The organism is Herbaspirillum rhizosphaerae (genome assembly GCF_046025915.1).
In the GTDB taxonomy this organism is placed as follows: Bacteria; Pseudomonadota; Gammaproteobacteria; order Burkholderiales; family Burkholderiaceae_D; genus Herbaspirillum; species Herbaspirillum rhizosphaerae_A.
The window spans coordinates 35,918-61,904 of the sequence record NZ_JAQQFR010000005.1 but is presented as its reverse complement, the minus strand read 5'-3'; the positions used below and the strand labels follow the sequence as shown (position 1 = coordinate 61,904).

Annotated in this window: 29 protein-coding genes; 12 read left to right on the top strand and 17 right to left on the bottom strand. The window is 56.6% G+C overall.

Translation table 11 applies throughout. From position 1 onward, the window contains the following. The first annotated feature begins 104 nt into the window (after window positions 1–104). Window positions 105–1,715 (top strand): FMN-binding glutamate synthase family protein, encoded by a 1,611-nt coding sequence (locus PQR63_RS09040; protein ID WP_408167520.1) that lies wholly within the window; start codon window positions 105–107, stop codon window positions 1,713–1,715. A gap of 125 nt (window positions 1,716–1,840) precedes the next feature. On the opposite strand, the gene PQR63_RS09035 is transcribed toward PQR63_RS09040, so the two are convergent. The 6 genes from PQR63_RS09035 to ugpQ form a co-directional block, all read right to left on the bottom strand. Next, window positions 1,841–2,074 carry a sulfurtransferase TusA family protein gene (locus PQR63_RS09035; protein WP_007876134.1) on the bottom strand — a complete coding sequence of 78 codons (234 nt, stop codon included), beginning with the start codon at window positions 2,072–2,074 and terminating at the stop codon, window positions 1,841–1,843. A gap of 95 nt (window positions 2,075–2,169) precedes the next feature. After that, the gene (locus tag PQR63_RS09030; RefSeq protein WP_408167519.1) at window positions 2,170–2,721 is read right to left on the bottom strand and encodes an NUDIX domain-containing protein; all 552 of its coding nucleotides are present in this window, start codon (window positions 2,719–2,721) and stop codon (window positions 2,170–2,172) included. A 12-nt stretch (window positions 2,722–2,733) separates the two neighbouring features. Beyond that, window positions 2,734–5,358: an alanine--tRNA ligase gene (gene alaS, locus PQR63_RS09025; RefSeq protein WP_408167518.1), complete on the bottom strand. Its 2,625-nt coding sequence runs from the start codon at window positions 5,356–5,358 to the stop codon at window positions 2,734–2,736. A 263-nt stretch (window positions 5,359–5,621) separates the two neighbouring features. Then, entirely contained in the window at window positions 5,622–5,852 is a 231-nt protein-coding gene (locus PQR63_RS09020; RefSeq protein WP_094562859.1) for a hypothetical protein, read from the bottom strand. A gap of 174 nt (window positions 5,853–6,026) precedes the next feature. Then, window positions 6,027–6,593 (bottom strand): hypothetical protein, encoded by a 567-nt coding sequence (locus tag PQR63_RS09015; RefSeq protein WP_408167517.1) that lies wholly within the window; start codon window positions 6,591–6,593, stop codon window positions 6,027–6,029. 59 nt (window positions 6,594–6,652) lie between these two features. Then, complete coding sequence (gene ugpQ, locus PQR63_RS09010; protein ID WP_408167516.1) at window positions 6,653–7,414, bottom strand: glycerophosphodiester phosphodiesterase; 762 nt, start codon at window positions 7,412–7,414, stop codon at window positions 6,653–6,655. A 158-nt stretch (window positions 7,415–7,572) separates the two neighbouring features. Between ugpQ and PQR63_RS09005 the strand changes: the two genes are divergently transcribed. Genes PQR63_RS09005 through PQR63_RS08995 form a run of 3 tightly spaced genes read left to right on the top strand, consistent with a single transcriptional unit; the run spans window position 7,573 to window position 9,784 of the window. Then, window positions 7,573–7,866 carry a 2TM domain-containing protein gene (locus tag PQR63_RS09005; protein ID WP_408167515.1) on the top strand — a complete coding sequence of 98 codons (294 nt, stop codon included), beginning with the start codon at window positions 7,573–7,575 and terminating at the stop codon, window positions 7,864–7,866. After that, window positions 7,863–8,957, top strand: a complete 1,095-nt coding sequence (locus tag PQR63_RS09000) for a sensor histidine kinase (RefSeq protein WP_408167513.1) — start codon at window positions 7,863–7,865, stop codon at window positions 8,955–8,957. The genes PQR63_RS09005 and PQR63_RS09000 overlap by 4 nt, the downstream gene beginning before the upstream one ends. A gap of 14 nt (window positions 8,958–8,971) precedes the next feature. Continuing rightward, the gene (locus tag PQR63_RS08995) at window positions 8,972–9,784 is read left to right on the top strand and encodes a LytR/AlgR family response regulator transcription factor (protein ID WP_408167512.1); all 813 of its coding nucleotides are present in this window, start codon (window positions 8,972–8,974) and stop codon (window positions 9,782–9,784) included. 14 nt (window positions 9,785–9,798) lie between these two features. Here PQR63_RS08995 and PQR63_RS08990 read toward each other — a convergent pair whose 3' ends face one another. From PQR63_RS08990 to PQR63_RS08980, 3 genes are all read right to left on the bottom strand, one after another. Further along, window positions 9,799–10,263, bottom strand: a complete 465-nt coding sequence (locus PQR63_RS08990; RefSeq protein ID WP_408167510.1) for a DUF2269 family protein — start codon at window positions 10,261–10,263, stop codon at window positions 9,799–9,801. A 179-nt stretch (window positions 10,264–10,442) separates the two neighbouring features. Continuing rightward, entirely contained in the window at window positions 10,443–10,895 is a 453-nt protein-coding gene (locus PQR63_RS08985; RefSeq protein ID WP_408167508.1) for a hypothetical protein, read from the bottom strand. 72 nt (window positions 10,896–10,967) lie between these two features. Beyond that, window positions 10,968–11,096, bottom strand: a complete 129-nt coding sequence (locus PQR63_RS08980; RefSeq protein WP_007876107.1) for a hypothetical protein — start codon at window positions 11,094–11,096, stop codon at window positions 10,968–10,970. A gap of 224 nt (window positions 11,097–11,320) precedes the next feature. On the opposite strand from PQR63_RS08980, the gene PQR63_RS08975 reads away from it, so the two are divergent. The 4 genes from PQR63_RS08975 to PQR63_RS08960 all read left to right on the top strand — a co-directional run bounded on the left by PQR63_RS08975 (window position 11,321) and on the right by PQR63_RS08960 (window position 14,746). Then, window positions 11,321–13,075, top strand: coding sequence for a glutamine--tRNA ligase/YqeY domain fusion protein (locus tag PQR63_RS08975; protein WP_408167506.1), 1,755 nt, complete (start codon window positions 11,321–11,323; stop codon window positions 13,073–13,075). A gap of 73 nt (window positions 13,076–13,148) precedes the next feature. Then, the gene (locus tag PQR63_RS08970; RefSeq protein ID WP_034378978.1) at window positions 13,149–13,469 is read left to right on the top strand and encodes a hypothetical protein; all 321 of its coding nucleotides are present in this window, start codon (window positions 13,149–13,151) and stop codon (window positions 13,467–13,469) included. A gap of 90 nt (window positions 13,470–13,559) precedes the next feature. Continuing rightward, window positions 13,560–14,069: a DUF1993 domain-containing protein gene (locus tag PQR63_RS08965; protein WP_408167504.1), complete on the top strand. Its 510-nt coding sequence runs from the start codon at window positions 13,560–13,562 to the stop codon at window positions 14,067–14,069. Between the two features lie 272 nt (window positions 14,070–14,341). Further along, window positions 14,342–14,746 carry a YXWGXW repeat-containing protein gene (locus tag PQR63_RS08960; RefSeq protein ID WP_408167503.1) on the top strand — a complete coding sequence of 135 codons (405 nt, stop codon included), beginning with the start codon at window positions 14,342–14,344 and terminating at the stop codon, window positions 14,744–14,746. Window positions 14,747–14,860: 114 nt separating this feature from the next. Here PQR63_RS08960 and PQR63_RS08955 read toward each other — a convergent pair whose 3' ends face one another. The 5 genes from PQR63_RS08955 to PQR63_RS08935 all read right to left on the bottom strand — a co-directional run bounded on the left by PQR63_RS08955 (window position 14,861) and on the right by PQR63_RS08935 (window position 18,734). Further along, window positions 14,861–15,874: a transporter gene (locus PQR63_RS08955; RefSeq protein WP_408167501.1), complete on the bottom strand. Its 1,014-nt coding sequence runs from the start codon at window positions 15,872–15,874 to the stop codon at window positions 14,861–14,863. 124 nt (window positions 15,875–15,998) lie between these two features. Continuing rightward, the gene (locus PQR63_RS08950) at window positions 15,999–16,244 is read right to left on the bottom strand and encodes a hypothetical protein (protein ID WP_408167499.1); all 246 of its coding nucleotides are present in this window, start codon (window positions 16,242–16,244) and stop codon (window positions 15,999–16,001) included. Window positions 16,245–16,567: 323 nt separating this feature from the next. Further along, window positions 16,568–17,863, bottom strand: a complete 1,296-nt coding sequence (locus PQR63_RS08945) for a solute carrier family 23 protein (RefSeq protein WP_408167498.1) — start codon at window positions 17,861–17,863, stop codon at window positions 16,568–16,570. Between the two features lie 17 nt (window positions 17,864–17,880). Further along, window positions 17,881–18,099: a hypothetical protein gene (locus tag PQR63_RS08940; RefSeq protein ID WP_408167497.1), complete on the bottom strand. Its 219-nt coding sequence runs from the start codon at window positions 18,097–18,099 to the stop codon at window positions 17,881–17,883. A 116-nt stretch (window positions 18,100–18,215) separates the two neighbouring features. Continuing rightward, on the bottom strand, window positions 18,216–18,734 hold the full coding sequence (locus tag PQR63_RS08935) for a DUF1269 domain-containing protein (protein WP_408167495.1): 519 nt from the start codon (window positions 18,732–18,734) through the stop codon (window positions 18,216–18,218). Window positions 18,735–18,987: 253 nt separating this feature from the next. Here PQR63_RS08935 and PQR63_RS08930 point away from each other — a divergent pair, with 253 nt between their 5' ends. The 4 genes from PQR63_RS08930 (at window position 18,988) to sbcB (ending at window position 22,734) form a co-directional block, all read left to right on the top strand. After that, a complete protein-coding gene (locus PQR63_RS08930; protein ID WP_094562845.1) occupies window positions 18,988–19,290 on the top strand; it encodes an antibiotic biosynthesis monooxygenase family protein in 303 nt (100 codons plus the stop codon). Window positions 19,291–19,637: 347 nt separating this feature from the next. Then, on the top strand, window positions 19,638–20,195 hold the full coding sequence (locus PQR63_RS08925; RefSeq protein WP_408167493.1) for a DUF3828 domain-containing protein: 558 nt from the start codon (window positions 19,638–19,640) through the stop codon (window positions 20,193–20,195). A gap of 357 nt (window positions 20,196–20,552) precedes the next feature. Next, the gene (locus tag PQR63_RS08920) at window positions 20,553–21,113 is read left to right on the top strand and encodes a YqhG/Tai3 family protein (RefSeq protein ID WP_408167492.1); all 561 of its coding nucleotides are present in this window, start codon (window positions 20,553–20,555) and stop codon (window positions 21,111–21,113) included. 184 nt (window positions 21,114–21,297) lie between these two features. Continuing rightward, window positions 21,298–22,734, top strand: coding sequence for an exodeoxyribonuclease I (gene sbcB / locus PQR63_RS08915; RefSeq protein WP_408167491.1), 1,437 nt, complete (start codon window positions 21,298–21,300; stop codon window positions 22,732–22,734). A gap of 371 nt (window positions 22,735–23,105) precedes the next feature. Here sbcB and PQR63_RS08910 read toward each other — a convergent pair whose 3' ends face one another. The 3 genes from PQR63_RS08910 to PQR63_RS08900 form a co-directional block, all read right to left on the bottom strand. Then, on the bottom strand, window positions 23,106–24,419 hold the full coding sequence (locus tag PQR63_RS08910) for an HD-GYP domain-containing protein (RefSeq protein WP_408167490.1): 1,314 nt from the start codon (window positions 24,417–24,419) through the stop codon (window positions 23,106–23,108). A gap of 178 nt (window positions 24,420–24,597) precedes the next feature. Further along, entirely contained in the window at window positions 24,598–25,365 is a 768-nt protein-coding gene (locus PQR63_RS08905) for a putative bifunctional diguanylate cyclase/phosphodiesterase (RefSeq protein WP_408167488.1), read from the bottom strand. After that, on the bottom strand, window positions 25,337–25,969 hold the full coding sequence (locus PQR63_RS08900) for an FMN-dependent NADH-azoreductase (RefSeq protein ID WP_408167487.1): 633 nt from the start codon (window positions 25,967–25,969) through the stop codon (window positions 25,337–25,339). The genes PQR63_RS08905 and PQR63_RS08900 overlap by 29 nt, the downstream gene beginning before the upstream one ends. Between the last annotated feature and the right edge of the window lie 18 nt (window positions 25,970–25,987).

Below are 25,987 nucleotides of genomic sequence, written 5' to 3'. Positions count from 1 at the left end.
ATCTACTGGAATTGAAATAAACACCACTCTTTTCGCCCTATAGGCGGGCAATGGCGGCAGTAGAATCCCAACACCGCCTGACAAACAACAAAAAGGATGCTGGTATGTGGGCAACTCGTTACCTGGTTTTATGGTTCGTACTCTTTCTGACGCTGGCACTCGCCATCCTGGCATCAGGGCATATGGTGAGCTGGTGGTGGGCCATCGTGCCGCTGGCGTTCAGCATCATCGGCGTGCGCGATGTCGTTCAACGCCGCCATGCCGTGCTGCGCAACTACCCATTGATGGGGCATTTCCGATTCATGTTCGAATCGATACGCCCCGAAATCCGCCAGTACTTTTTTGAAGGCGAAAACGACGGCGCACCGTTCACGCGTAAAAAACGCAGCGTGGTCTATCAACGCGCCAAAGCCGATGTCGACAGCCGCCCTTTCGGCACTGAACTGGACGTCAAAGTCGCCGGCTACGAATGGATCGGCCACTCGCTGTCGCCGACCAAAATTGCCAGTCATGACTTCCGCGTCGTTGTCGGCGAAGGGCTTGCGCAACCGTATTCGATGTCAGTCTTCAACGTCTCGGCGATGAGCTTCGGATCGTTGTCATCCAACGCCATCCGCGCGCTCAATCAAGGCGCAAAAAAAGGTAACTTCGCCCACGATACCGGCGAAGGATCGATCTCCGCTTATCACCGGGAATTCGGTGGCGATCTGGTGTGGCAGATCGCCTCGGGATATTTCGGTTGCCGTCATCCGGATGGCAGCTTCGATGAAGAAAAATTTGCTGTGCAGGCCAATGCGCCGCAAGTGAAGATGATTGAAGTGAAGCTGTCGCAAGGTGCCAAGCCGGGTCACGGCGGTGTACTGCCGGCAGCCAAGATCACGCCGGAGATTTCCGCCACGCGCGGTATCCCGATGGGCATCGATTGCATTTCGCCGGCGGTGCATTCTTCGTTCTCGACACCGATCGGCCTGCTGCAATTCATCGACAAGCTGCGCACGCTGTCGGGCGGCAAACCTACCGGCATCAAACTTTGCGTCGGCCATCCATGGGAATTCTTCGGCATCGCCAAGGCCATGCTGGAAACCAACATCGTGCCCGACTTCATCACCGTCGACGGCTCTGAAGGCGGCACCGGAGCAGCACCGCTGGAATTCGTCGACCACGTCGGCATGCCGCTGCAAGAAGGTTTGCTGATGGTGCACAACACACTGGTCGGCATTGGCATGCGCGACCGCGTCAAGATCGGCGCCAGCGGCAAGATCATCACAGCCTTTGACGTTGCACGCACACTGGCTATCGGCGCAGACTGGTGCAACTCGGCGCGCGGCTTCATGTTTGCGCTCGGCTGCATCCAATCGCAAAGCTGCCACACTGACCGCTGCCCGACCGGCGTAGCGACGCAGAACCCAACACGCGCCCGCGCACTGGTCGTCCCGGACAAGGCAGAACGCGTGCACCGTTTCCATCAAAGCACGCTGCACGCATTGCAAGAATTGGTACAGGCAGCCGGCTTGCCGCATACTTCGGCACTACGGGCTTTCCACATCGTTCATCGCATCAACGATCACGAAATTCAATTGCTGTCCGAGATGCTCAAATATCTGGAACCGGGCGATCTGATCACCGGCAATTACCGCTATCAGGTCTATGAAAAATATTGGCCGATTGCACGTGCCGAGAGTTTCCATCCGGAGATCGGCAGCCGCTTCCACTGAACCACAGCGCACCAATAAAAAACGCCCGCATCAGCGGGCGTTTTTTTGTATCTTAATTTACAACCTGATCCAGCTGCCTCGTTATCTGCAGCACAAGCGGGAATACCTCATCAATAACGCGTAAATTATTTACGCTTCATGAAGAAAATAAATTCCTGATTCTCTTGCGATTGTGACAGCAAGTCGTTGCCTGTCTGTTTGGCAAAAGCCTGGAAGTCGCGCACCGAACCGGTGTCTGTGGCTGTCACACGCAATACCTGACCGCTCGACATATCGGCCAAGGCCTTCTTGGTTTTCAGTATCGGCAGCGGGCAATTCAGGCCCCGTGCATCCAGCTCTCTGTGAAATTCAATAACCATACCGTGAATCTAAAATTCCTAGTGATCGTTCAAGAATTCTACTCCAACATGAACCTTGTTGGTGCGTCGCAACATACTCTGTTGTATTTAGCGCACTAAGCTTGTGCAGGAGAAACTAGCGGAGTGGACGAACCGGCAAACTCGACAAACTGTACCGGCAAATCATGACGCCGCATCCAGTCTGCCACCGCGTATCCTGTCCCTGCCGGCCAAGGCCGCAAGTCCGGCGGCGCGACCAGACGGTACTCCAGCAATTCCGGAGACAGCTTGATCTCACCCGTCGCCTTGACGTGATACGCAATGATCAATTCATTCTTGCGCATGAACTCGTAAACGCCGATCAGGGTGATTTGGTTGGCATCGAGATTGGTTTCTTCTTTGATTTCCCGTGCGATGCCTTGTTCCGGGGTTTCGTCCCGCTCCATGAAGCCGGTGATCAGTGCAAACCGACCTTCTGGCCACGCCGCATTGCGTGCCAGCAACATCTTACCGTTGATCTCGACCAAGCCAGCCAGTACCGGCAAAGGGTTATCCCAATGCGTCCAATGGCCGTCGGGACAGGCAAGCCGCAGCTTGCCCGCCTCTTGTTCGTCCGCGCGCATGACCAGCGATGTGGCGCAGACAGGACAGAACTTGAAGTCGCTCACGACGTTTAACCCCTAAGCCTTCGTGCCGACCCAGGCCGCGACGCCTTCCAGCGCCTTCGGCAAACCACTCGGATCAGTGCCACCGGCTTGTGCCATGTCGGGACGTCCACCACCCTTGCCGCCGACTTGCTGCGCGACAAAATTGACCAGATCGCCCGCCTTGACCTTGGATATTGCATCGGCAGTTACACCAGCGATCAGGCTGACCTTGCCGTCCTTGACGGATGCCAGCACGATAGCGGCAGTCTTCAGCTTGTCTTTGAGCTTGTCCATGGTTTCGCGCAGTGCGGTGACGTCTGCACCTTCCAGCGTGGCGGCCAGCACCTTGATGCCATTGACGTCGACGGCTTGCGTCAACAACTCATCGCCTTGATTGGAAGCCAGCTTGGACTTCAGCGCGGTCAGTTCTTTTTCCAGCGACTTGACGTGATCTTGCACTTGAGCAATACGCGCAATCAATTCTTCCGGCTGCGCCTTCAGTGCTGCTGCAGCCTCGTTGACGCGGTTGCTGAGCGATTGCACCAACGCCAGTGCGTTTTCACCGGTAACGGCTTCAACACGGCGGATACCGGCCGCCACGCCGCCTTCGGCCACAATCTTGAACAAGCCGATATCGCCGGTACGCGAGACGTGCGTACCACCGCACAGTTCACGCGAAGAACCGATCGACAGCACACGCACTTCGTCGCCGTACTTCTCACCGAACAAGGCCATCGCACCTGCGCCGACGGCGTCGTCAAAGCCCATCAGCTTGGCTTCGGTAGCAGCATTGGCGAGGATTTCGCGATTGACGATTTCTTCGACACGACGAATTTCTTCGGCGCTCACGGGGGCGTTGTGGCTGAAATCGAAACGCGTCTTGTCGGCGTCGACCAGGGAACCCTTTTGCGCCACGTGGCTGCCCAGCACTTCGCGCAATGCTTTGTGCATCAAGTGCGTCGCCGAGTGATTGCGCTTGGTTTGTTCGCGCTGTTCTGCATCAACCTTCGCTTCCACGGAATCACCCACCGACAGCGAACCCTTGATCAGGCTACCGTGATGACCGAATACTTCGGGTTGAATCTTTTGCGTGTCGGCCACGGCAAACAGCGCGCCCGACGATTCCAACACACCGGCATCGCCTGCCTGGCCGCCGGATTCAGCATAAAACGGTGTCGTATCGAGCACGACGATGGCGTCTTGACCGGCTTCGATCTTCGTCACTGCGCTACCGTCAACGTACAGGGCAACAACCTTGGATTGCTGCGCCAGTGAGTCGTAACCGACGAACTTGGTCTTGTCGCCGCTGTATTCGATACCGGCAGCCATTTTGAATTTACCGGCAGCGCGGGCAGTCGATTTTTGACGTTCCATGGCGGTCGCGAAACCGGTTTCGTCCAGCTCGACATTGCGTTCGCGGCAAATATCGGCAGTCAGATCCAGCGGAAAGCCGAAGGTGTCGTATAGCGTGAAAGCGGTTTCGCCATCGAGCTTGGTGGCGTTCTTGGCCAGCGCTGCTTCGAGGATCTTCATGCCGTGTTCCAGCGTCTCGCCGAAACGTTCTTCTTCCTGCTTGAGGACTTGTTCGACACGCGACGCGGCTTCCGGCAGTTCCGGATAAGCAGCGCCCATTTCGGCGACCAGATCCTTGACCAGCTTGTAGAAGAACGGCTTGGTCTGGCCCAGCTTGTGACCGTGACGCAGCGCGCGGCGGATGATACGGCGCAGCACGTAGCCGCGACCTTCATTGCCAGGAATCACGCCGTCGACGATCAGGAAGGACGTCGCACGAATATGATCGGCGATGACCTTCAGAGAATTGTTTGCCAGATCGGAGACATTGGTCTCGCGTGCGGCGGCCTTGATCAGGCTCTGGAACAGATCGATTTCATAGTTGCTGTGCACATGCTGCAGAATCGCAGCCAGGCGCTCCAGACCCATGCCGGTATCGACGCAAGGCGCCGGCAGCGGTGTCAGCGTGTATTCACCGGTCTTCGGATCAATCTGGCGGTCGAACTGCATGAACACGTTGTTCCAGATTTCGATGTAGCGGTCGCCATCCTGCTCCGGGCTGCCCGGAGGACCGCCCCAGACGTCAGGACCATGGTCGTAGAAGATTTCCGAGCAAGGACCGCAAGGGCCGGTGTCGGCCATTTGCCAGAAGTTGTCGGACGCGTAAGGTGCGCCCTTGTTGTCGCCGATGCGCACGATGCGCTCTTTCGGCAGGCCGATGACCTTGTGCCAGATGTCGTAGGCTTCGTCGTCGGTTTCGTAGACGGTCGCCCACAGCTTTTCAGCCGGCAGGCCGTAGACCTTGGTCAGCAGCTCCCAGGCCCAGACCAGCGAGTCGTGCTTGAAATAGTCGCCGAAAGACCAGTTGCCCAGCATTTCGAAGAAAGTATGGTGACGTGCGGTATAGCCGACGTTTTCCAGATCGTTGTGCTTGCCGCCGGCGCGCAGGCAGCGCTGCACGGAGGTAGCGCGCACATAGTTGCGCTTGTCGGTGCCGAGGAACACGTCCTTGAACTGCACCATGCCGGAATTGGTAAATAACAAGGTCGGGTCGTTGCCCGGCACAAGGCTGGACGAACGGACGACGGTATGTCCCTTGGATTCAAAGAATTTCAAAAACTTGTCGCGGATTTCGGCTGAGTTCATGTTCGAGGACTGTAAAGAAAACGGTGCAAAAAAGATGTTGCGAACCGATGATTATACGTGATAAGCCCTATCACAATCATGGTCTGCAACGCGCCCGGGGCATGTCTTGATGTGCAAACGCAAATACGGACGCAAAAAAACCCGTTCGGATCGCTCCAAACGGGTTAATGGTGATGTCAACCTGCAACCTGAATCAGACCGGTCTCGTTTCCTTCCGACCTGGCCCCATCACGGCTTGCGTGGCTAAAACCCCCTCCGGTAAATCAGGCGCCTTGATACAGCTTGCTGTTCTTGCTCTTCTTAGCGTGTTTCTTGTGCTTTTTGTGCTTCTTGGCGTGTTTCTTGTGCTTGGAATGTGCTGGCTTTGCGGCCGGCGCTGCTGCTGGTGCAGTTGCTGCTGGTGCACCTGGAGCTGCTGCAGGTGCGTTCTGAGCCAGAACAGGCATTGCGAAAGCGGCGACCAGGACTGCTGCCAGTAATTTATTCAGTTTCATCTTTTTCCTCTTTAGTTGGTTCGTTGCAAGTGCGCTGACGATTTGTTATCCAGAATCCGTCACGTCATTTCGGCGGATCCGTTCTACATACGACCGCTTGCCCTCGTTTAACGCTGTGCTTTCGATTCGCGTTGACACATTTTAAGCGGTAGGCAAGCGCCGTCTATTCAGGAATTACCTGATGTATTTCACCGCAGTTTTGCGGACTGGCTCCGGCTTTCTGGTGGCAGTCTTGTCTTTCTCGACCTTGTCCTTCTTCTTTACCGGCTTGACTGCCTTAGCTGCTTTGGCTGATTCGCCCTTGGCCGCTGCATGGTGGGGCTTGGTTTTGGCCTTGCTCTTCGGGGCGTGCTGATCGGATGGAGCGTGCTGGCCATGCTTGACATGCGAGCTGGTCAGATGCTTGACGGGCGCTTTGCTTTTCTTCTTGGGTTCCTTCCCGACTTTACCCGATTTTACGGATTTTACCGGTTTGGCAGCATGCGTCTTATTTGCTGTCGATCTTGGTGCATTGGCAGGCGCAGCAGCTTTAGGTGCTGTTTTTGCCGCAGCCTGATCGTTCCGCTGCTGCAGGATTTGCGCTTCACGCACGGTCAGCTTGCCGGCCTTCAGATCACGGACGATGGCGTCATCGGTATATTTATGCTGGGTGTTTCCCTGCTGTGCGCTGGCGTTGCCGGTGATGGCGATGATAATGGCGGCCACAGCCGTCAGCATGCAAAGCATGCCCTTGGTTTTCATGATTACTGCTTCCCTCTATGTTTCGTCTTTTTGGTTATTTCGGTGTTTCGATGTTCTTCCTAAGCCGGACCGATCAGGTCAATCCGATCCGTACAAAATCCATCCACGCCCCAGCCCAGAATTTCTTCTGCCCGTGCCGGTTCATTGACGGTGTAGCAGAATAAACCATATCCAGCCTGTTTCACTGCCTGCGCCAGTTCCGGCGTCAAATTCTTGTGGCTGGTGTGCAGCGCCACCGCATCCAGCGCCTGCAAACGCTGTTCCCAGTCAGCGGGAATCTTGTCGACCAGGAAGCCACGCGGAATACCCGGGGCTGCCCGCTTGGCCGCCATCAACGCATCGAAAGAAAACGAAGAAAACAGCGGCAAGCTGCGATCATTCTGCCCAGGCACATGTGCGGCGATCTCATCAGCAAAAAAGCGCGCTACGGCTTCGCCGGCAACTTCGCCGGTACGCACCGCATAAGCTTCACCGGCCGGCTTGATTTCGATATTCATCCAAATGCCATTGCTGCGGCAGAACTCCAGCACCTGCGCCAGCGTGCAGATCGGTTCACCGGCGTATTTCGGGCTGTGCCAGCCACCTGCATCCAGCTTCTGCAAATCCTGCAGCGTGTGTTCCGCAATCTTGCCTTCGCCCGGCAGCGTGCGGCCGAACACAGGATCGTGCATCAGGATGGCTTGCTCGTCGCTGGTCAGCATGACATCAAACTCCACTGCCCTGAAACCGTATTCCATGCCGCAGCGAAACGCCGCCAGCGTGTTCTCAGGGGCGAGCGTGCCGCCACCACGATGTGCTGCAACTTTTGGGTATGGCCACATGTTTTTCTCCGTGCAAAAAATTTGTTGCCGCCATTCTATGCCGAGGCGTGCAGCTTGGCAGCACTTCGCGCTGCGATTTTGACGCTTCGTCGCAAACCGCTGTCTCCGTCACGATCCGCAGCGCATCATGCCGCTACATCTGCAACGAGGAAATCACCATGCCTGCGCCTTCCCCATCGTCCGATACGATCCTGACCGACGCCACCCGGCGCGTCGAGCGCAAACTCGGCTTCTTCGCCCATCTTGGCGTCTATCTGCTGGTTAATGCCGGCCTGATCACCTTGAATCTGCTGCAAACGCACATGCAAGCACACAAGCCATTCTGGGCGGCCGGCCCGTTACTGGGATGGGGAATCGGGTTACTATTTCACGGCTTGAAAGTATTCATGCAACTGCCCCCGGCATGGAAACAACGCATGATCGAACAGGAATTGAAAAATCACCGGCAATGACCACGAACGCAACAACCATCGCTTCACGCTTACCTCTCATCGCACCGGAACTACTACGCGGGCTGGTGCCGACCATGCTCATCAACCTGCTGTGCGCAGTGGTGGTCACGTATCTCATGCGCATCGGCGCCGGCTTTGTCGAGAACCTGGTGTTCTCGATGTGTATCGGCACTACCGCCATGGTGCTGATCGACTGCGGTCGCATTTTTTTATGGGGCAAGGATGAGCCGAACAAGCCCGGCTTCTTCCTCATGCTGCTGATTTTTGCACCGCTATCGTTTTTCATCGGCAATGCCATCGCCAGCGCACTGATCGGGCGGCCAATCGAATGGTTCACGCTGAGCCAGGCCAACAACACGATCGGCATCATCGTGTTGATCCTGCTGGTCTGCGTCGGCGCCACGCTGTTTTACTGGAATCGCGAAAAAATGGCGGCACTGGAAGCCCGCAACGTCATCATCGAAAAGCAGGCCGTCCAGGCGCAGTTGCAGATGTTGCAAGCGCAGATCGAGCCGCACATGCTGTTCAACACGCTGGCGACACTGCAAACCCTGATTTCCACCGAACCCATCCGCGCCCAGCAAATGCTGGATCAGCTGATTCATTACCTGCGTGCCACGCTGTCGACCTCGCGCAGCACCCAGACCTCGCTCGGACAGGAGTTCGAACTGACCAAGGCCTACCTCGGCCTGATGTCTCTGCGCATGGGCTTGCGCCTGACTTACAGCCTGCAGCTGCCGGACGAACTCAAACCCACGCCAATCGCGCCGATGCTGCTGCAGCCGCTGGTCGAGAACGCAATACGCCACGGCCTCGAACCCAAGGTAGAAGGCGGCGATTGCACCGTACGCGTCAACGTGCATGACGGCATGCTGATTGTGAGCGTGTTCGACACCGGCATGGGACTCAGTACTACCACCAGCTACAACAAGCCGGAAAGCATCCACCTCGGCCTGGAAAATATCCGTGCCCGCCTCGATGCACTGTACGGCCCGCTGGCTGAATTGACCCTGACGCACAATATCCCTCAAGGCACCGTGGCGCAGATCACGATACCTCTGACGGCGCTCGATCCCAACCCGACACGATAAAGGACTATGCCGCGATGACCACTCTCGCCGCCCGCGCTCTGATTGCTGAAGACGAAGTCCTGCTCGCTGCAGCCTTGTCTGCCGCCCTGCAGCGTCTGTGGCCGGAGCTGGAGATTATCGGCGTTGCCGCCAATGGCATCGAAGCGGTCGATCATGCGCTGGCAGTGCAGCCGGACATCCTCTTCTTCGATATCAAAATGCCTGGAAAGAGCGGACTGGAGGCCGCGCGCGAACTGGCCGACGAATGGCCGGAGAAACAATCGTTTCCTCTGCTGGTGTTCGTTACCGCCTATGACGACTACGCCGTTCAGGCTTTCGAACAGGCGGCCATCGACTACGTACTGAAACCGGCCAACGACGAGCGTCTGGCAAAAACCGTAGAACGCCTGCAAGCCCGACTGGCGCAAAACCGCAAGACCGGCAATCCCGGCAATACCAGTGACGACATGGAACGCGTGCTGCAACAGTTGCGTGGCATCACCCCGGTGCCAGCAGCACAGGAGCGGCTGCGCATGATACGCGCAGCCGTCGGCAATCAGATCAAGCTGATTCCGATAGAAGAAGTGATTTATTTTGAAGCCACCGACAAGTACGTCAACGTCGTCACGGCCGACAGCGAATCGCTGATCCGTACCAGCCTCAAGGAGTTGATTCCGCAGCTCGACCCGGATCAGTTCTGGCAAATCCATCGCGGCACCGTCGTCCGCATTGCGCAGGTACAGTCAGCGCAACGCGACGAGGCCGGAAAACTGTCGCTGCGCCTGCGTACACGTCCGGAAACACTGGCTGTCAGCCGCCTGTTCACACACTTGTTCAAGCAAATGTAAGCGTAAAAATCAGATCAGATTGGCTTGGCAGTCATCAAATACAAAATCACCAGTGGCAGCAAGGTCGCGACCGAACCGGCCATGGCCCAGATCGCCGACAGCCTCCAATAGCGTGCAGGAATCTGCGCCTTGCGCGGCAAGGGATACAGCAAACGAGCCTGTGTTCTTTGCACAGGAATCAAAATACCGATCCACAGCAAACCCGTCACGATGAACAGACTATAAGCCCAGCGCAGCCAGGCGGTTTGCATCACACCGGCTTCCATTGCCGCCATGGCATGCCCGGCTATCGCCAGCAACACCATGCCACCGAAAGTAAACACGACATCCGCCCAGTTAGTAGCGCGCACGGCGAAACGGATAACGGCCAGATCACGTGTGCGGTCGGCCATGATTTTCCAGAAAGCGGTGACGATGATGTTGCCGAGAAAAAGAACAACACCCAGCAGGTGCAAGGCCTTGAGCAAACTGAATGACATGGCAATTCTCCGGTGTAAAAACAGGATGCCAGTGTCGTGACTTGCACGTATTGCGCCAAGCAAAATGCGACGAAATGCCCTGCTTATGGGACGAAATGCTGCTCAGAAGCGATGTTCAAAAACAAAAAACCCGCTGGTCAATGACAGACGCAGCGGGCCATTCAAGAAACTACCGAAGCTTAATAGCCGGCTTCGCGAATAGCGTCTCTGGTCGCGTGCAGGGCAACGTCAACGTGGCGCAATGCATCCCGTTGCAGGCCGCGCACACGCGGATCGTCTTCCTCATGCGCCAGATCCTGGTGCGCCTTTTCCAGCGTCTCAGCGGCATCGTGCAAGCGGCCCCGGCGGTCGGGATGCGCATCTGCACGCTCAGGACGGAACATGTCCTTGCCGACATCCAATCCCAGTTGCGTGACGTCACGTGCCGCCAGGTCGATTTCCCTCAGAGCAACTTGCTCACTGCGCCCCATTTGCCAGTTATCTCCGGGACGATGATCGATCAGCCATCGGGCCTGATCCAGATCTACCTTGGCATGGGCATAGAAAGGATGGCGTCCGGGTTCATCAGCATGCGCCGTAACAGCTGCAAATGCCGAGGTGGTCATGGCCAGTGCCACGAATATTTTTTTCATGCTCTTCTTCATGAGTAACTCCCGTTGTAAAACATTCTTTGCACGGCCCGGGGAAGCGCCGCACGTTCACCACTAACGGCCATAGTAAGGGTCATGACGATAGTAGCCGCCATGCGGTGGGCCTACAGGAACAACGATGCAGGCAGATAGTGTGGTAGCGACCAGCACGCCGGCAATGGCGAGTTTGATAAGTTTCTTCATGACGTCCTCCTTGGACTTGGCAAAACTTGACGATGAAGCACAGCTTGCCCGCAAAGTGAAAAACCAGGTAATTCCCATCCGTATCAGGTGTAATCAATTATTTCCGGCCTGATTTGCGACTACCGCTCCGCCGCCAGCCTCCATAGCCGCCGGGAAACCCATTCAATGTTGGCGCGCTGCGGTAAAATGTCTGTCTATATAAATATGTCTCCCTCAAAGCATCCATGAGCAACGAACTGAAAAACGGTCACACGCCAGCACCATCCACGAACTTCCTGCGCGGCATCATCGAAGCCGATCTGGTTTCCGGCACCTATGCCGAACGCAGCGACAAGCAGGGCCAGGCTCTGCCGCAGGTCGTGACCCGTTTTCCGCCCGAACCCAACGGCTATCTGCACATCGGTCACGCCAAGTCGATCTGCCTGAACTTCGGTCTGGCACGCGATTACAACGGCCGCTGCCACCTGCGCTTCGACGACACCAATCCGGAGAAGGAAGACCAGGAATACGTCGACACCATCATCGACTCGGTCAAATGGCTGGGTTTTGACTGGGATCACGACGGTCAGCCACACCTTTACTACGCGAGCAATTACTTCGACGTCATGTACGCCGGCGCGCAAGCGCTGATCCGCAAGGGTCTGGCTTACGTCGACGAACAAAACGCCGAACAAATGCGCGAAACCCGTGGCACGCTGACCGAGCCGGGTACCGACTCGCCATGGCGCAACCGCCCTGCCGACGAATCGCTGCGTCTGTTCGAAGAAATGCGCGACGGCAAGCACGCCGACGGCACGCTGATCCTGCGCGCCAAGATCGACATGGCCAGCCCCAACATGAATCTGCGTGATCCGGCCATCTACCGCATCCGCCACGCGACCCACCACAACACCGGCGACAAGTGGTGCGTGTACCCGATGTACAGCTACGCACATCCGATCGAAGACGCGCTGGAAAACATCAGCCACTCGATCTGTACGCTGGAGTTCGAAGATCAGCGCCCGTTTTACGACTGGGTGCTGGAGCGTCTGGCCGAAGAAGGTTTCTTCAAGAAGCCGTTGCCGCATCAATATGAATTCGCCCGTCTGAATCTGACCTACATCATCACCAGCAAGCGCAAGCTGAAACAGCTGGTCGATGAAAAAATCGTCAGCGGCTGGGATGACCCGCGCATGCCTACCATCGTCGGCCTGCGCCGTCGCGGCTACACGCCGGAAGCGATCCGCCTGATGTGCGACCGCACCGGCGCTTCCAAGAACAACAGCTGGATCGACTACAGCATCCTCGAAGGCGCACTGCGCGACGATCTCGATCCGAAGGCGCCGCGCGCCGTCGCCGTATTGCGTCCGCTGAAGCTGATCATCGACAATTTCCCCGAAGGCCAAAGCGTTGAATGCAGCGCACCGGTCTATCCACCGGCACATCCGCTGCATGACAGCGAACACCGCCTGTTCCCGATCACAAAGAACCTGTGGATCGAGAAGGAAGACTTCATGGAAGTGCCGACCAAGGGCTACTTCCGCCTCTTCCCGGGCAACAAGGTGCGCCTGCGTTACGGCTATGTGGTCGAGTGCACAGGTTGCGATAAGGATGCGGACGGCAACATCATCGCCGTGCATTGCAACTACTTCGAAGACAGCAAGAGCGGCACACCCGGCAGCGCCAACTACAAGGTCAAGGGTAACCTGCACTGGGTCAGCGCAGACCACGCGTTGGAAGCTGAAGTACGCCTGTATGATCGTCTGTTCACCGACGCGCATCCGGATGCCGGCGGCAAAGATTTCAAGCTGGCCTTGAATCCAAACTCGAAGGAAGTCATCACCGCCTATCTGGAACCGACACTGAAGACCGCCGAAGCCGGCGCGATCTATCAGTTCGAACGCCATGGCTACTTCGTTGCCGACCGCGTTGATTCAACCGCAGGAAAGCCCGTATTCAACCGTGCAGTGACACTGAAAGACAGCTGGGTCGCAAAGTAATCATTTAACAATTCCAACAATAGCTTTTACGCCGGCACTGACGACAGCGCCGGCATTTTTATGCGGGTCAATCATGTTTGAAACAATGGAAATCAAGCGTTTCTCTTTCGGCACGGTCTACAAGATCCTCGCGATCGCTTCAGGTTTTTCGATGGTACCGATCTCCATCCTGATGGGCTTGTTTGCCTTCTTCGGCGCCGAAACCATCGTCTGGAACGGCCAGCATCTGACCGGCCTGATGGGTCTGATCGCCTCGCCTTTCGTCGGCATCATGCTGGCGCTGATCTTCACAGGCTTCCTCGGCACGCTGTTCGCCTGCGGCCTGTGGCTGTACTCCAAGTTTCGCCCGCTGGAAATTGAATTTCAAAAAAGCGAATTCCAGAAATACTCATAACTAGAAGCTCAAAGTTAAAAATTCAAAGCACGACCGCATCACCTGCGTCAGCGCGCCATGCGCTTACCGGCACTACACCAAAGGAAAATCATGACCATCTCTTACTACGCCGCTTCCGTCCCTGTTTTCAAGCAAGCGCTGAACGCGCTCAAGGACATCCTGAAAAAGGCTGAATCGCACGCTACTGCAAAAAGCATCGACGCCGATGTGTTCCTGAAAGCACGCCTGTTCCCGGACATGCTGAATCTGACCCGTCAGGTTCAAATCGCCGCCGACTTTGCCAAGGGCGTGCCTGCGCGTCTGGCCAATGTCGAGGTGCCACCGTACGAAGACAACGAAGCCAGCTTCGCTGACCTGCAAGCGCGTCTGGACAAGACCATCGCCTTCATCGACGGCCTCAAGCCGGAACAATTCGAAGGCGCCGAAAGCCGCGAGATCGTGCTGCGTCCAGGTACGCCGAAAGAAAAGCGTTTCACCGGCGAAGCCTACCTGCTGCACTACGGCGTGCAACACTTCTTCTTCCACGTCACCACTGCTTACGACATCTTCCGCCACAACGGCGTGGAAATCGGCAAGGGCGATTACATCGGTACTTACTGATCTTCCGGCAGAAAACGCCCGCAGTTTGCGGCGGGCGATTAAACAGAATGTGGAATATTGAAAATCCTTCCGTCGGTATTTGTGGAAGGATTTTTTTTAGACAAATGAGATCGGCCTCGGAGATAAAAGGAACATACTTGTCTCTACTGATGCCTGATCAGATGCTGCTTGAAGAACCAGCGATGTCACATGCAATCAAATGCATCATCGCGTTGGCGAACAAAAAATTATCGGTATAGTCCGATTCTCCCAAAATCAAAAAAGGTCACCAGATGAAACGCTTTTTCTGCGCTTCCGCACTTGCTATCAGTTGCTTCACGGTGTTCATGCCAAGCCAGGCTGCCGCACAAGTGAGCGTCAACATCAACATTGGCACACCTCCGCCGGCGCCACGCTATGAAGCGCCCCCTCCTCCACGCGGCGGTTACATATGGGCTCCCGGCTACTGGAACTGGGATGGGCATCGCCATGTATGGGTGCAGGGACATTGGGAGCGCGTGCGCCGGGGTTACGAATATGACCACCCTGAATGGCGCGAAGGACCACATGGATGGGAACTACATCGTGGCGGCTGGCGCCGGGGTGAAGAGCGACATCGCGAACATGGCTACGACGACCGCGACGACGGGCCTCGCTATCACTGCCCACCGGGGCAGGCAAAAAAAGGAAATTGCTGATACAGACAGCGTCGACCGGCAAACTGTCGTTTGATGCTTTGCACAAAGCGCATCACTGCGCTTTGTGCCTCTTCCGATACTGCGTTGAACGTGGTTTCCGGAAACCACGTTCGATCACCAGATCTTCAGCCACTTCAGCAAGCCAACCGTCGCCACGCCGAGGCCCATCATCACCCACATCACCATGGTGAACGAGGCCTCGTCGTGCAACCCCGGCAAGCCGGCAACATTCATCCCAAAAATCCCTGACACCAGCGTGGCAGGCATGAGCAAGGCGGTCAGAATCGACAGCGCCATCAGGTTGCGGTTCATCTGTTCCGACATCTGCGAAGCGATTTCTTCCTGCAGCAGTTTGGCGCGCTCGTAGAGTGCTTCCAGAGTCAGGTGCAATTCATTGAGCTCATCGAGCGCGTGATTGAGTTCTTCCAGCGCAGCAGTCGGTACCCAGGCCGGGCGCAGGCGATTGAGCTGATTTAGCAGGCGCCGTTCGGGCGTGATGTGCCGACGTAACTCCGCCAACTGGCGCCGGATCGCGCTCAGCTCCGCACGGTCTTCCGGACGGCGATCCGACAACACGGACTCTTCAATGTCGTCCACCTTGTCGTTGAGCGACGCTACACGGGCGTCAAAGCCGTCAGCCAGACAACGCAACAGCTCGGCAAACAACTCCATCGGGTTGTCGAACAGCGCGCCGTCAAGCACCTTCTGGCGCAGCATGTTGGTCGAACACAGCGGCTGCGTGCGCAACGTCAGCAGACGATTGCCATCGAGGAAAAAATGCAGCGCACCTTTTTCGGTGCCGGTATTGCCGATTTCCATCTTGAGATCTGCCAGCGTACCGTAGGCGCCATTGGCGGTGGTGTGCAGGCAGGGATGTGTGTCGCTGCTGAGCAGGAATTCCGCGATGTGTTCGGGAATATCGTCGCTGGTTTCCATCCAGTGGCGCACCTTGACGTCAGCAGTTTTGACGTGCAGCCAACTGAACGCAGGAGCGGCGACTTTGCCCGCCAGGACTTCATGCCACTTCAGCGACGTGGCGCGTCCCTCATCGAAGCGAAATGCACAAATAAACCCGGCAGGCTCGTAGAGCAGGTGCAAAGCCTGAGGTGTTTCTGGGGGATTATGCATGGCGCGGCGTACTCCACAGGGGAAACGCCGGATTCTACCGACCGACTTTGACAATTTTGTGACAAGGCCGTTGCAAACCGGCGGGGGTGTTCAGACCACCCGCCGGATTTGCGAGATCAGGAGCTCAATAGTTGTAGTTGCGATTGGCGTAGGCGTCGCGTGCGGCGTCACATTGGGCAATCTTGTCACGCTCCATGCCGGAGGTGCCGTTCAGTTGGCATTGATCGGAGACCGACTTGGCTTCATCGATGTGCTGACGAAAATAGGCATAGTCCTTCTTGCCCGCAATAGCGTCACAGCCGGACAGCAAAGGTGTGAAAGGAACGACGAGGCACAACAGTGCCAGGGAGCGTTTGAGAACGGTATTCATACGGCGTATTCCTGTTTTTTGAGTGATGACGGCCGGCGTTGCTGCAATCGCTGCGATCGCTGCAAATACTGACTACTGCTCTGCATCCACAGTCCCCTTCCCGGGCCTGATTCGATGCAATGCGACTGCAACACGTGAGTATAGTAAGTACAGAAAAATTGCTCAATGGAAATTTGGCAAGTTTCGACGTTTAAATCAGTTTAAAACCGCAAAATGAATCCTTGATGACGTGCTGACCTCGCGACGCAGCAACAATAGCAAAAAACGCGACCGTCAGGCCGCGTCTTTTGGTGAGTGATTTACTTGTCGTTCAGACAGTGCAATCAACCGCGCTTTCTCAACAATGCGTACAGGATGATTGCACCGAAGGTGGCGGTACCGATGCCACCCAGCGCAAAACCACCGAGCTTCAAGGTGAAGTCGCCAGCCCCCAGCACCAGCGTAACCGCAGCCACGATCAGGTTGGTGTTGTTGGAAAAGTCGACCTTGTTCTCCACCCAGATACGCGCACCCGACACGGTGATCAGACCGAACACCACAATCGAGACACCGCCCAGCACCGCACCGGGGATGGTCAAAATCACTGCGCCAAACTTCGGCGAGAAACCCAGCACGATGGCAATCACGGCCGCCACCACGAACACCAGTGTCGAATAGATCTTGGTGACCGCCATGACGCCGATGTTTTCTGCATAGGTCGTCACGCCCGTGCCACCCACGCTACCCGACAAGATTGTCGCCAGGCCGTCGCCGATGAAGGCGCGTCCCATGTACTTGTCGAGATTCTGGCCGGTCATGGCGCTGACCGCCTTGATATGGCCAAGGTTCTCCGCTACCAGGATGACGGCGATCGGCGCCAGCAAAGCCATCGCATCCATCTTGAAGACCGGCGACGCAAACGTCGGGATACCGAACCACGCTGCATTCGCGACGCTGCTGAAATCAATTGGTTTGCCCAGACCGGCGCCGTTGGTCAGGATCGCGTAAATCACATAGGCCATCAGCAAGCCGATCAGGATCAGCAGACGCTGCACCATGCCGCGTGTGAACACGGCAACGAGGCCGACGCACAAGACCGTACCCAAGGCCATCCACGCATCGAAGTTATTGCCGGTCACGCCCTTGACGGCGATCGGCGCCAGATTCAGACCAATCACCGCGACCACCGAACCGGTCACCACCGGCGGCATCAGGCTTTCAATCCAGCGCGTGCCGATGGCACTGACGAGAAAACCGATCAGCGTGTACACCACGCCGCAGGCAACAATGCCGCCCAGCGCGACGCCGAGGTTGGTGTTCGGGCCATGTCCGCCATAGCCGGTGACGGCAATCACCAGACCAATGAAGGCGAAGCTGGAACCCAGATAGCTCGGCACGCGGCCGCCTACCAACAGGAAGAACAGCAAGGTGCCGAAGCCCGACATCAAAATTGCCAGGTTAGGATCGAAACCCATCAGCAACGGTGCCAGCACGGTCGAACCGAACATGGCGACCACGTGCTGCACGCCCATGGCAACCGTCTGCGGCATCGGCAAACGTTCGTCGGTGGCGATGACCTGACCTTGTCCGTCCGAGGTGCTGCTGCGTACGCGCCATTGTGGAAAATAAGAGCCTGCCATGAGTTTCCTTCCGGATGTTATTGGAACGCACCGCCAGTGAAACCACGGAACGTCTTGTTATTGAATGACCGGGAGCTAGTGTATTGAGAGGCGGCAAAAATAACAATTGTCTGCCGGGCGGAAACCAGCGAAAAATAGCCGAAACAGCCAAAAAATTTACGCCGCTGGCGAGCATTGCTTTTTCGCAGTGCAGATTTCCCGACATGGGGCGTCGCCTGCCCCAATTTGGCCGACATGCACATCGACACTTAGATTGTTGAAAGCGGAGATCAACAACTGGCCAATACAAAAAAACGCACCGGCAAAGCGGTGCGAGGTGGCACGTTAACTAACTAACTGACGTGAACCACTGTCAGGGGAAAACCGGAATATGCGGTTCTACACCGCGAAAGCTGGCTTCGGGATGGCGACTGGCAATCAGATCTTCAATCGCTTCAATCCGCTTGAACGGCACATCGATCAACAGCAGCACCTTGCCGCTCGCAATATCCGCATGAAAGTTTTTCAGCCGCGAATTGGGAATCGCAGCCGCCGCCATGCCCGACATCCAGCTGCCCAGTACCGCGCCACTGATGGTCGTGACAAATACCGCCACCATGCTGACCTGCACCCATTCAGGCGGAAACAGGAGCAACCACAAACCACCCGCGAGCCCCATCAGCCCGCCGGCCAGCAATCCCATTTCGGCGCCGTGCGTGAGGTCGGTCTTGTGAAAGAAAGTCGCGTCGGGCATATCGTCCGGCAAGTCGCCGTCCCGCGCCCAGAAATGGATATGCCGGATCTCGATACGCGCAAGCAACAGCTCGTCGAGCATGCTGCGTGCACTGGGAACATCCGGCAGCATGAAATACAGCCTTTGTCTGCCTAACATAATTGTCTCCTTGTGCAAGATCCGACCGCCATCACCTCTTCCGTGGACGCAGCAAACCCGCGCAAACACCCGGTCAGCGATACTGATCCTGCTCCTTTCAGCATAGTCATTTGCACAACAAAGTACAGGTTCATCTTGAAGGCTTTTCATGCGGCGAGGGAGCAAACAGGATCGCTACTTGGGCGAGGCACGCAATGCCTGCGGGAAAATGTAATAATCGAGACCCGCTTTTCCATCCCCTACGGAGACAACCATGATTCTGGAACTTGCCGATATCCGCATCCAACCAGGCAAACAAGCTGAATTCGACGAAGCCATCCAGCGCGGCATCGCGCAGACGATTTCCAAGGCCAAGGGTTATCTCGGCCACAAAGTGCAAAAAGGTGTGGAAGCTCCTGAGCGCTATCTGTTGATGGTGCACTGGGCAACGCTGGAAAATCACACTGTCGATTTCCGCGAGTCGCCGGCCTTCACAGAATGGCGCGGCATTGTCGGCCCGTTCTTCGCCAGCGCACCGCATGTCGAACACTTCGCTCTGCTGACCGAGTCGAAATAAATCGGAAGCAAGCTATCAGAAGCAAGAAAACGCCGGAACAAAATCGGGAAGCGCATCAGCGTCTTCCCGAACAGCCCGACGGTGCCCGGTCATTGTTGATACGGGCACATCCGCACTGCTTGCCCCCTCTTGTCACAGTCCCGTCATTGCAACAGGTCATCATCCTGCGGCATCATGATGCCGCATGGCAACTAAGATAAATTAAACAACGACAGCAACATGAGGAACACATGACGCGTCAGCTACTCTGACATGACCGCATGAACATCTGTACGTCGTGACGCGCAGTCAACAGAAGCAAACACAAGTAAACACAATTCAAGACTGATTTACCCGGACCTTATTGCATGAAGATTTTTACCCGAATCGCAGCCTTGTTCACCGTCGCCTGTGCGACAGCGTGCGGCGAGCCGCCGGACGATACGCACTTGCAGGAGCAGGTTATTTCAGGGTTTTACCAACAGCATCTGAAGACGCATACACCCGGCATTCCCAATGCGGACGAACTCAAGCTGCTGCAGCCTTTCCTCTCGCAAGCCTTGTTCGCGCTGCTGAGCAAAGCCTCGGAAACCGAAGTCAAATACCACGCCGCTGCCGAAGAGCCGGTGCCGCCGCTGGTCGACGGTGACCTGTTCACATCCTTGTTTGAAGGCGCGACATCCTTCAAGATGGACGGCTGTGAAAGCGAAGACAATCGCGCCTCCTGCCAGGTCAAGTTTCGCCACACAGGCAGTAGCGATAGCAAAGGCGGCGGCAGTGACGAAAGCTGGAAAGACAAATTGCTGCTCGTCAAAGAAAACAATCAATGGCGCATCGACGACATCGAGTTTCTCGGTAGCGGCCAGTCGTCGCAACGCGAATACCTGACCGACACGCTCAGCAGCATTGTTCAGGACTACAACTGATCCCGGTTCGTCGCGGCGCATATTGAAGAAATGCGCCTTTTCTTCCGATAATCTCCCTGTCAACATTACCCGGACGCTGCGGTACGATAGACGCGTAGGCGGATATGGCAAATGCATGCCGACGCCTTTCGTGTAGCCGGATGCGTGATGACCGCGTCAGTTTGATTTATCATGATGAGTGCGTTTCCTCGCGGCAATCCGCAATCCGGGGGAATGCTGACAACATGACAATATCGCAATAGAACACGCAAATGGACCCGCTTGCCTGTCGACAGTCTGCGTCGCCGGTCATCAGATAATACTGGTGACGATGATGAAGACCACAACAAAAGCAATCGGACCGGGGAGAAAAAGATCGTGAAGCAATGCCGCAATACGCTTATCCTTGCAGCCGCCCTGCTGATGGCAGGCTGCAGCGCCAGCAGCGAACAAGAAGCCAAGGATCTGGTCAACAGCTTCTATCAGACGCATCAATCCAACCGCCCCAACGGCGCCTTGTCGCTCAAAGAACTGATCACCTTCCGCCACTACCTGTCGGTGCCGCTGTTCGACTTGCTCAAGGATGTTTCCGTCGCCGAAGAAGCGCATCTGGCGCAAACCGACAATCAAACCCCGCCGCTGGTGGATGGCGACCTGTTCACCACGCATCCCAAGGGTGCCTCCACTTATCGGGTGCTGGGCTGCGAAGTCAAGGAAGCCGACAGCACCTGTTCGGTGGAGTTGATCTACAGCGATGCCAAGTTGCAGTCGCCGTTCAAATCCGTTGATCGCGTTGTGCTCTCGCGCGACGCCCGCGGCTGGGTCATCGACAATATCGAATACGGTGGCGGCAGCGCCAACAGCGGCGTACATCAGGGCGATCTGCAAAAGACCCTGCAAGCGATCCTCAACAAGAACGAACGCCGCATCGTTCAATAAATCCATTCGACCTGCTCGCCCGGACCGGCCTCCTTCTCATCCGGCCGGCGGCAATCTTCGCCGGACAGTGTTCGTCGGTTAAAATCGCGGATGTTCCAACCGGCTGCGGCCGCGCCTGCATATTGCCTGCGTGCCCGCTGTTGTTTGCCCGCTGCTCAGTATTCACCGACTCATCATTGCCCCGATGTCCAATCACACTTTCCTCTGGCACGACTACGAAACCTTCGGCGCACAAGCGCGTCGCGATCGCCCGGCGCAGTTCGCCGCGATCCGCACCGATGCCGAGCTCAACGAGATCGGCGAGCCGATCATGATCTATTGCAAACCGGCGCCGGATTTCGTCCCTGATCCGCAGTCTTGCCTGATCACCCACATCACGCCGCAAGATTGTCTTGAACGCGGTATTCCCGAATACCAGTTTGCCGCGCAGATTGAACAAGCCATGTCCGAACCCGGCACCATCGGCGTCGGCTACAACACCATCCGCTTCGATGATGAGATCACGCGCTTCATGTTCTGGCGCAACCTGATCGATCCGTATACACGTGAATGGCAAAACAATTGCGGCCGCTGGGACTTGCTGGACGTGGTGCGCACCACCTACGCGCTGCGCCCCGACGGCATCCAATGGCCGAAGAAAGAAGACGGCATCACGCCCAGCTTCAAGCTCGAACATCTGACCAGAGAAAACGGCATCCTCCACGAAGCGGCCCACGATGCCTTATCCGACGTCCGTGCAACCATCGCCTTCGCCCGCCTGATCAAAGACAAACAGCCTCGCCTGTTCGACTTTTGCCTCGCCCTGCACAAGAAAGAACGCGTCGCCACCGAACTCGCCCTGGCAACGCCAAAACCGTTTTTGCACGTGTCAGGCATGTTCCCCGCGACGCAAGGCTGTATCGCCGTGATGTGGCCGCTGGCCACCCACCCGACCAACAAGAATGAAGTCATTGCCTGGGACCTGAGCCGTGATCCGACCGAACTCGCCGGGCTCGATGCAGAGACGATCCGTACACGCATGTTCAGCAAAACCGAAGACCTGCCGGAAGGCGTGTCACGCTTGCCGGTCAAGACCATCCATCTGAACAAGTCGCCGATGGTGATCGCCAGCCTCAAAACACTGACCGCAGAGCGCGCCGCCGAACTCGGTCTCGACGTCGACGCTGCTTTGCAAAATGCGGCAAGCGCTGCAGCACTGCCGGAAATGCATACGGTCTGGACCAAGGTATTTCAGCGTCCCAAGGAAGCGCCGGCGGATGTGGATGAAGATTTGTACGGCGGCTTCGTCGGCAACAATGATCGCCGCCAACTGACGCAATTGCGCGCGCTGTCGCCGCAACAACTGGCCCAGGCGCGCATCACGTTTGACGACCCCAGATTGGAAGAATTGCTGTTCCGTTATCGCGCGCGCAATTTCCCTGAGACCTTGTCGGAAGAAGAAGCGCAACGCTGGGAAGAACATCGCGCCGCGCGGCTGTTCGAAGGCGAAGGCGGCGCACGTACGCTGGACGCACTGTTCGAGCAAATCGATCAGTTGTCCGAAAGCGTGGACGAACGCGGCGAAGAGATCCTCGGCGCCTTGTATGACTATGCTGAAATGATCGCGCCGGAACGCATGTAAAGAATGGGCGGCCGGCGCCGGCAATCATGACACGTCACGATACGTCACGACACGCAGTGATCATATAGAACTCATTTCATAAATAGGCGTGAATGCGAGCTTGCCCTGTTTGGGATGAAGTGCAAGGCGCGAATCGGGGTCAAGACTGGACGTCTTGACCCCGATTCGTAACGCAGCAATTCGCCCAAACAGGACGCTCCCTCCGGGTTCTTTCCAGAAAGGGCGCTGGCCGCGTTGCACTCCTTGCGCGTGGCACCACCACGCGACGCGTCGCACGCCTTGCCAGTGCCCTTTCTGGAAAGAACGCATCTCACGCCTATTTATGAAATGAGTTCTAATACGTGACGGTCATTCCACGCGAAGAATCCCGGTCAGGATGACGATGAGGATGACGATGACGACGGCGTAGGCTGTGTCCACATCCTGTCCAGACCATTGTATTTTAGCCATTCTTCTCCACCGCGTTGGCGGATGCTGTCGGTCGCGTTGGGATCGGACAGATCGATGACTTCGGAGTCGATGATTTCGCCTTCGGTGTTGTAGCGGAAAGCCTTCACCACCGGCTTGGTCAGGACCACGGTACTCTGGCGAATCACCAGTCCCAGACGGCCGGATTCCATTTTGAGCAAAGAGCCGATCGGATAAATACCCAGCGTCTTGACGAAAGCCGACATGATGGTCTTGTCAAAGTGGCCGGTCCAGGTCGACATGCGAGTGAGCGTCTCGGCAGGATCCCAGCCTTTCTTGTACGGCCGCTCCGAGGTCACGGCGTCATAGACATCGCACACGGCGGTCATACGCGCCAGGAATGAAATCCCTGCGCCGCTCAAACCATGCGGATAACCTGTGCCGTCGACTTTTTCATGATGATGCATGCAGACATCGGTCGCATAGTCGGGAATGTTGGCATTCTTGACCAGATGGTCGTGGCCTAGCACCGTGTGACGCTTGACGACGTCGTACTCCGTCGGTGTCAGGCTGCCCGGCTTGTGCAGGATTTCCACCGGGATGAAGGCCTTGCCGACGTCATGCAGCAAGCCGGCCAGCCCGGCTTCTTTACAGGCGGCTTCATCCATACCCAGAGTGCGTCCCAATGCCACCATCAGCGTGCACACCGCGACGGAATGCATATAGGTGTAATCGTCAGCGATCTTCAGGCGCACGATGCTGGTGAGCGCGCTGCTGTCGCGCAAGATCGAGGCGGTGATCTGATCGACCAAATGCAGACAGCTATCCATATCAAGCACTCTACCGAGGCGAACATCGGAGAACATCGCCTTGGCGGTGTCCTTGGCACTTTCGCACAACACGCGTGCCTGCTCGACTTCCGCAAAAAAAGGATCGGCCGCGGTGGCAATCGTTACCGTTACGGCTTCTGCATCTTTGTCTTCTTCGGTAATCGCCTGCACAGGCAATGCCGGCGCTTCTTCGGCAGAGCTTTCTGCCGCGCCTTCAAGCACATCGTCGGCATCATCTTCCGCCGTCTCTTCTGGGGCATCCTTGCCCTGATCGATATCGATCCAGCAATGGGTAATCCCGCTGGCCTTCGCCTGTTGCAGATGAGCCACGTCTTTCAGCAGGAAACGATTTCTCCAAAAAGGATGATCCATCCAGGACGCTTCAAATCCACAGAAGTACATTCCCAGTTCGAGTTGTTCGACTTTTATTTTTTTCAGGCGGCTCATTTTTCTGCAATTAGTCAGGCTATCAGCCGAATTATCGCGTTATTTTCAGCTCACACCAAAATATTATTGCAAATATGAAAGCAGCTACCTGAACTTTATTGCCGTACTTACAACATCCCGGCGAATATTGCACCTGCTTCGCCTGCAAGCCTGACCGCCTGCTGACTCAGCAACCCAATCAGGCAGTCCGATATGGATAGGAAAACTGGCTGAGTACAAACGGCAGCACGTTTTCGCAAGGCAGCGGCCGACTGTAGTAGTAGCCCTGGATCTCGTCGCAGGAAAGACGCTTGAGCCATTCGCGCTGATCGATGGTTTCCACGCCTTCGGCGATGACATTGATTCCCAGTGTGTGACCCAACCCGATCACGGCTTCGACGATAGCCGAATCTTGCGAATGCGGTTTCAACTGCCGTACGAAGGACTGGTCGATCTTGAGTTTGTCGATGGGGAAGCGCTTCAGATACGACAAGCTGGAATAGCCGGTGCCGAAATCATCGATCGACAGTTTCAAGCCGAGCGCACGCAACTTATGCAGCAACGCAATGGCGTTTTCGGTTTGTTCCATGACCGCACCTTCGGTGATTTCCAGTTCCAGCGTGCAAGGGTCGATCTGGGTTTCCTTGAGCAAGCGCTCAATCTTGCGCAGAAAGTCGGGATGCAGGAATTGACGCGGCGAGATGTTCACCGCGATGACGAAATCCTTGCCGGTCTGCGCACGCAACTCCAGGATCTGGGCGCAGGCACGCTCCAGCACCCAGTCACCGATGGCGATCACCAGACCGGATTCTTCGGCAATCGGGATGAACTCGGCAGGCGGTACCAGCTTGCCGCCGCGACGCCAGCGCACCAGCGCTTCAAAGCCGATCAGCTCTGCATCGCGCAAACGCTGCTGCGGCTGGAAATGCAACTCCAGTTCATCGCGTTGCAGCCCATTCCCCGGCAACCGCGGCCAATTCTGCTTTGGCGCGCACCAGCGCCGCTTCGCGCTCTTCGGCGGCGCTGAAGGTCAGCGGCTGAGCATCGACGAAGGTCGGGGCGGCAACGCCCATGAAACCAAACGCTGCACGTAATGCCGGCGTCAGCGCATCCATCGCGCTGAAGGGCGTGCCGGGACGCAGATCCGCGCCGCGCGTGGTGATGAACAATACCTTGTCCGCCAGCTGCCCGACGTAGCTGCCGTCCTCACCGATCTTGTAAGTCAGATTGGTGCGTACGATGTTGTCGATGAAAGCCTTGAAGGACGACGGCATCGAGAAGTTGTACATCGGCATGGCAAACACGTAAGCATCTGCCGCCAGCAGTCGTGCACACAAGGCATCAGAGGCTTGCAGCGCCTGCTTCATGGCCGGCGTGCGATCCGCTTCAGGCGTATAGGTGGCGATGGTAAAGAGTTCATCGACGTGTGCCGGCGTGTCCACGCTGACGTCGAGATAATCTACCTCGACGTCCGGGCGCTGCTGCTTCAGCAGGTCGATAAAGTGACGCGACAAAGCGCGCGAATTGGACCATTCGCGCTTGGCGCTGGCATCAACGTGAAACAATTTCATGAAACATTCCTTCTAAAA